Here is a 5478-nt window from a genome sequence, read left to right on the forward strand (position 1 = left end):
CGACGACAACCGCCCCCGCCGCGCGCAGCCGGGCCACCACGGGCGAATCCTGGAATGCGGGCGGCGCATCATCGCGCGCGACCGACCCAGCCCGCGTCACCTGCCCGGCTTCATCGAGCAAATCCTTGATCGAAACCGTAAGGCCCGATAGCGGCGACGGGAGGATGCCCGCCGCGCGCAGCCGGTCCGAATTTTCCGCCGCCGCGCGCGCAGTCGCCGAGTGAACCGCAACAAAGGCTTTCGCCCCTTCCCCGTCCGCATCCTCGATGCGGGACAGCGCGGCATCGAGATAGCTAACGGCGGTTTCCGAGCAATCGTGTAGGGCGCGTTGCGGGGGATGACGGTGGGGCATAGGGGCTCCTTTAGCTCGTATTTTTTACAGGTTTGGCGATTGATTACGCCGGAATTGCGGCCTCCGCCTCAATTTTCCACGGCAACGCCTCGCCCGCCCAGAAGGGCACAATATGCTGATCGCGCGCGCTAATCTGCGCCGCCACCCGTTCCGCCGACGCCGAGGGGCTACGCCGCAGCGTGATGCGCTGTGCATTCACCGGCAGGCCGTAGAAGGCCGGGCCGTGCAGGCTGGCAAACCCTTCGAACCGATCCAGCGCGCTTTCCTCCTCAAACACCTGAAGATAGGCCGCGAGCGCCGAGGGTGCGGTGAACAGCCCGGCGCAGCCGCAAGCGCTTTCCTTATCGCGGGCCAGATGCGGCGCGGAATCGGTGCCCAGAAAGAAGCGGGGATCGCCCGAGGTTGCGGCATCGCGCAGGGCCAGCCGGTGAATTTCGCGCTTCGCCACCGGCAGACAGTAAAAATGCGGACGCAAGCCGCCCTGGAACATGGCATTGCGGTTGATGTGCAGGTGATGCGCCGTAATCGTCGCCGCCACATTCTGCGGGCGCGATTTCACAAAAGCCACCGCATCGGCGGTCGTCACATGCTCGAAGACGATTTTAAGCTCGGGCAGCCGGTCGCAGAGCAAGGCCAGGATTGTATCGATGAACAAGGATTCGCGGTCGAAGATATCGACGCTGGGATCGGTCACTTCGCCATGCACGAGCAGCGGCATGCCGATTTCCGCCATCTTCTCCAGCACCGGCAGAATACCGCGCACGGAGGTCACGCCGAAATCGGAATTGGTCGTGGCTTTCGCCGGATAGAGTTTTGCGGCGACCCAGGTTTTATCGGCAAATCCCGCCGCGATTTCCGCCGGTGTGATCGTATCCGTCAGATAGGCGGTCATCAGCGGCTCAAAGGAAACGCCCTTGGGAACGGCGGCCTTAATGCGGTCGCGGTAGGCCGAAACCTCGGCGCGCGCCGTTAAGGGCGGCACCAGATTCGGCATCACGATAGCGCGGGCGAAGGAATGCGCGGTATAGGGCACCACCGCCGATAGCATGTCGCCATCGCGCAAATGCACGTGCCAATCATCAGGACGGCGGATGGTGAGTGCTGTCGGGGAATTAGCCTGGGTCATCGCGTCCAATCCTGTAGCGGTTCGTGCCCTTACAGGAGGGGAGAGCTGGCCTTTCTGTCAAGAATGGGGCGCGGATTTTGCCCCGGATCGCGAGATCAAAAATGCCCCGAGCAGAATGAAACCGCCGCCCGCGAGTTTGCCGAGGCTGAGCGGCTCGCCAAACGCCCAATGGCCGCCCAAGGTAGCGCTGAACAACGACAGGCCAATACCAATCGGATAGGCGGTCGAAAGCTCATTACGCGCCAACGCCACTGTCCATAGGCCCAACCCGGCGAAATAGACGATGGCGGCGACCGCTAAGGGCAGCGCTTGGCCAAACAGCGCCGAAAGGCTGACCGCTTCGGGCAAGGCGCGCTTCAGCAGGATCATCCCGAGCGTGGTGAGTAGGGCACAGGCGAGGGAAAGCAGCAGGTCGAGCGCGCGCATCTCAGGTTCCCCTCACGCCCAAGCCAGCAGGCCGACGCCCGCGAGCAAGGCCAGCATTCCGGCGATTTTCCACCCGTCGAGCGTTTCGCGGAACAGGAGCCGCGCCAGCACCGCCGCCATCAGCAGATTGACGCCAATCGCCATCGGGGCCGCAACGCTCATATCGATCCGCGACAACAGAAACCCCAGCAGCGCGAAATTACCGCTCACCAAAACGCCCGCAACAAAACCCGACGGCAGGGAGGCCGCCCAACGCCGCGCCAGCAGATGCCCCACGGCAATCTTCGCCGCCGCCGCCGCGCCGGTTCCGATAGCGGCATAGAGCAAATAAATCGGCAGATAGGTGAGCAGGTTGGAGCCCATGACGCAGTCTTGCTCCGCTAGAAAAATCGTCAGCGCTCGAAAGCGATAAACCGCAGCGGCATAGCCCAGGTTCTGCGCCCCGTCCAGGCATCGCGGCACCACATTACCGAAGTTTAAGATGCACTGGCGGCCGGAAAGCGGAATCATCCTTTTGACGGAAGTATGGCAGTGCCGGGTTTCGTCAAGCGTGCCGCTTCACTCCCCCTCACGGGACGAAGGGCGATGCGGGGGCCTCGACCAGCGGGGCGGTCCGATGACCATTAGGTGAATGAAGTGTCCGCTGCCAATATCCTCAGCTTGCAGAATGCGCTGACCCTCGCCCGTAATCCGGTTCCGGCCGCCGAAGCGCCGCCGCCGAATTCGGCAACCGTGACCAATCTGCCCTCGCTCGACAGCGAGCCGCTTTATTTCGCCCGCCCCAGTGCGCAGTATCGCGCTATGCATGGCGAAAATTGACGCGGCGATCCAGTCGGTGCTGGATGGGCACACGTATATTCTCGGCGAAGCCGTAAAGCAGTTCGAAGCGGAATTCGCCGCCTATACCGGCGCGAAATTCGCCATCGGCGTCGCCAATGGCACCGATGCGCTGCATCTCGCCCTACGCGCGCTCGGCATCGGCGAGGGCGACGAGGTTATCACCACCGCCCATACGGCGATTGCCACCGTGGCGGCCATTGAAATGAGCGGGGCCACACCGATTTTCGCCGATATCACGGCGGACCGCTACACGCTGGACCCGGTGGATGTGGCGCGCAAGATCACGCCGCGCACCAAAGCCATTCTGCCAGTCCATCTCTACGGCCATCCCGCCGATCTTGGGCCACTGCTCGAACTCGCCGCGCGCCATAATCTCGAAATCATCGAAGATTGCGCCCAGGCCCATGCCGCCGAATGGCAGGGCCGCCAGGTCGGCACCATCGGCAAGATCGGCTGTTTCAGCCTCTATCCCACCAAAAACCTCGGTGCGATCGGCGATGCCGGCATCGTCATCACCAGTGACGAAGCGGTGGCCGACCGGCTGCGGCTGCTGCGCCAATACGGCTGGAGAGACAAGCAGCTTAGCCTGATTTCGGGCTTCAACTCGCGCCTCGATGAGCTGCAAGCCGCCATTTTGCGCGTCAAATTGCGCCATCTCGACGAAACCACCGCCCGCCGCCGGGCCATCGCCAAGGCTTATTCGGAAGCTTTCGCCGATCTGCCGTTAACGCTGCCGCGCGATATCGACGGCTGCCTGAACGTCTATCACCTCTATGTGCTGCGCACGCCGAAGCGCGAGGATTTGAAGGCCCATCTGGCCAAGCAGAATATCCACGCGGGCATTCACTACCCCATTCCCTGCCACCGTCACCCGGCGCTGGCCGACCGCTGCGCCGACCTGCGCTTGCCGGTGACGGAGCAGTTGGCGGAGCAAATCCTGTCGCTGCCGATGTACCCCGAACTCACCGATGGTCAGGTGGAACGGGTCATTCGCGCCGTGCGCAGCTTCTATACCGGGGCCTAATCCCCCGCCCCAAACACGGCGCGGCAATTTCTGCCCAGAGTTCGAAGACCGGCATCGCTTGTGATGCCGGTCTTTTTTATATTATATATATTTCTCAACGCATTATAGCGAATGCCTCGCCTTTGGCACGATATTCGCTAACAAGATTACGAACAGCCGCCGCTAGAGGCGAAACATGCCGGGTACGGATCGGGTAAGCCTGTGTCATAATTGGTTTTCTGGCGCGTGCCGGAAGGCTATGATGGCCCTGCAAACCAGAAACCTCCCGGATTGGACCGGATGGGTGCGGTAAGATGACGACGATCAAGGGAGCGGATATGACCGATTTCGCCGACGACGATCAGGACCGTTCGGCCCTGGCAGCTTTGTCGTTCGACCTGCGGGAAGTCACCGAGCTGGTTGACCGGCTAACGGCGATTCTGGACGAGGAAACCGCCCTGATCGACGAAGGCCGGATTGCCGAAATCGAACCGCTTCAGGTTGAAAAGAACCGGCTTTCTGCCGCTATCCGCCAGGGTACGGGCAGCCTTGAGCCGATTATCGACGTGCTCTACGAAACCGAAGATCCCGATATTGCCGCCGACCGCGACGATATGATCGACGCGGTTTTGATGCTGAAGGACGCGTCGGAACAGAATGAACGCGTGCTGCGCGCCGCCCTTCGCGCCACCTCCCGCCTCGTGAGCGCTCTGGTGCACACGGCGCGCAATGTGGCGAACGAAGATGCCAGGGCCTATAGCGCCGGGGGCAGCGTGGTGAAAAATATGCCGGGTGGCCCGAACGGATCGTTCGATCAAACCCTATGAGCCTACCGGCGAAATTTGCCGGGTAAACCTGTTTAGATTTTTAGACGTTACGGTTTGGGAAAGGTAGAACACCATGAGCCTGTCGCTCTCCCTCAATAATGCACTCAGCGGGCTGCGCGCCGCGCAAAACTCGCTGGCGGTCATTTCCAGCAACGTCTCCAACGCGAAGACGGTCGGCTATACCAAAAAGGTGCAGCCGCAAACCAACGTCGCCTATCCGGGGCAAGGGGGTGCGGGGGTTGCCTCCCAGACCGTCTACCGCCAAACCGATGAGCTGATGCGCCGCGAGATCCGCAAGGAAACCTCGACTCAAGGCCGCACGGCGACGGAAAACGCTTTCCTCAGCCAGATTCAAACCATGTTTGGGAAGACGGAAAACGGCGGGCGGTTGGGCAGCACGATCACCAGCTTCAACAACGCCCTGAACGCGCTGTCGACGACGCCGGAATCGGCCTCGGCGCAGCTTTCGGTCGTGGCCGAAGCCAAAGCCCTGACGACGACGATGAACGATATGGCCCAGCAGGTCCGCGATATGCGGATCGATGGCGCGCGTAAAATCGGCGATGCGGTTACCGAAGTGAACACCAACCTGCAACAGGTGCAGGAACTCAATCGGCAGATCACCCGTGCCTCGGCGCTGGGCCAGCCGACCGGCGACCTTGAAGACGTGCGCGATGTGGCGCTGTCGAAAATCGCCGAGAATATGGATATCCAGACCTTCCGCCGCGATACGGGCGAAATGGTGGTGTTCACCAAGGCTGGGCGCATTCTGGTCGATGGCACCGCAGTGCAGCTCTCGTACTCGACACCGAATACGATGAATACGGCGGATAACATCCCCTCGATTTCGATCAATGGCCAAACCCAGATCGACATTAAGTCGGAGTTCCGCGACGGCAAAATC

8 protein-coding genes are annotated in these 5478 nt (G+C 61.6%); 4 read left to right on the plus strand and 4 right to left on the minus strand.

Annotated features, from left to right (window positions below):
* The 4 genes from VZ95_RS01980 to VZ95_RS01995 form a co-directional block, all read right to left on the minus strand.
* Positions 1 to 352 (minus strand): amidase family protein (locus VZ95_RS01980; RefSeq protein ID WP_045774386.1); only part of this gene is annotated, 352 nt, incomplete at its 3' end.
* Positions 353 to 395: 43 nt separating this feature from the next.
* Complete coding sequence (gene pyrC / locus VZ95_RS01985) at positions 396 to 1478, minus strand: dihydroorotase (RefSeq protein WP_045774387.1); 1083 nt, start codon at positions 1476 to 1478, stop codon at positions 396 to 398.
* Positions 1479 to 1535: 57 nt separating this feature from the next.
* Positions 1536 to 1904, minus strand: a complete 369-nt coding sequence (locus tag VZ95_RS01990; protein ID WP_045774388.1) for a DMT family transporter — start codon at positions 1902 to 1904, stop codon at positions 1536 to 1538.
* Between the two features lie 12 nt (positions 1905 to 1916).
* Entirely contained in the window at positions 1917 to 2414 is a 498-nt protein-coding gene (locus tag VZ95_RS01995) for a DMT family transporter (RefSeq protein WP_045774389.1), read from the minus strand.
* Between the two features lie 126 nt (positions 2415 to 2540).
* Here VZ95_RS01995 and VZ95_RS02000 point away from each other — a divergent pair, with 126 nt between their 5' ends.
* The 4 genes from VZ95_RS02000 to flgK all read left to right on the plus strand — a co-directional run.
* Positions 2541 to 2723, plus strand: a complete 183-nt coding sequence (locus VZ95_RS02000; RefSeq protein ID WP_045774390.1) for a hypothetical protein — start codon at positions 2541 to 2543, stop codon at positions 2721 to 2723.
* Positions 2710 to 3768, plus strand: a complete 1059-nt coding sequence (locus VZ95_RS02005) for a DegT/DnrJ/EryC1/StrS family aminotransferase (RefSeq protein WP_045774391.1) — start codon at positions 2710 to 2712, stop codon at positions 3766 to 3768. The genes VZ95_RS02000 and VZ95_RS02005 overlap by 14 nt, the downstream gene beginning before the upstream one ends.
* A gap of 317 nt (positions 3769 to 4085) precedes the next feature.
* Positions 4086 to 4574 carry a flagellar export chaperone FlgN gene (gene flgN, locus VZ95_RS02010; RefSeq protein WP_198148032.1) on the plus strand — a complete coding sequence of 163 codons (489 nt, stop codon included), beginning with the start codon at positions 4086 to 4088 and terminating at the stop codon, positions 4572 to 4574.
* A 73-nt stretch (positions 4575 to 4647) separates the two neighbouring features.
* Positions 4648 to 5478 (plus strand): flagellar hook-associated protein FlgK (flgK, locus tag VZ95_RS02015; protein ID WP_045774393.1); only part of this gene is annotated, 831 nt, incomplete at its 3' end.

This window comes from Elstera litoralis, from assembly GCF_000963705.1.
Taxonomy (GTDB): Bacteria; Pseudomonadota; Alphaproteobacteria; order Elsterales; family Elsteraceae; genus Elstera; species Elstera litoralis.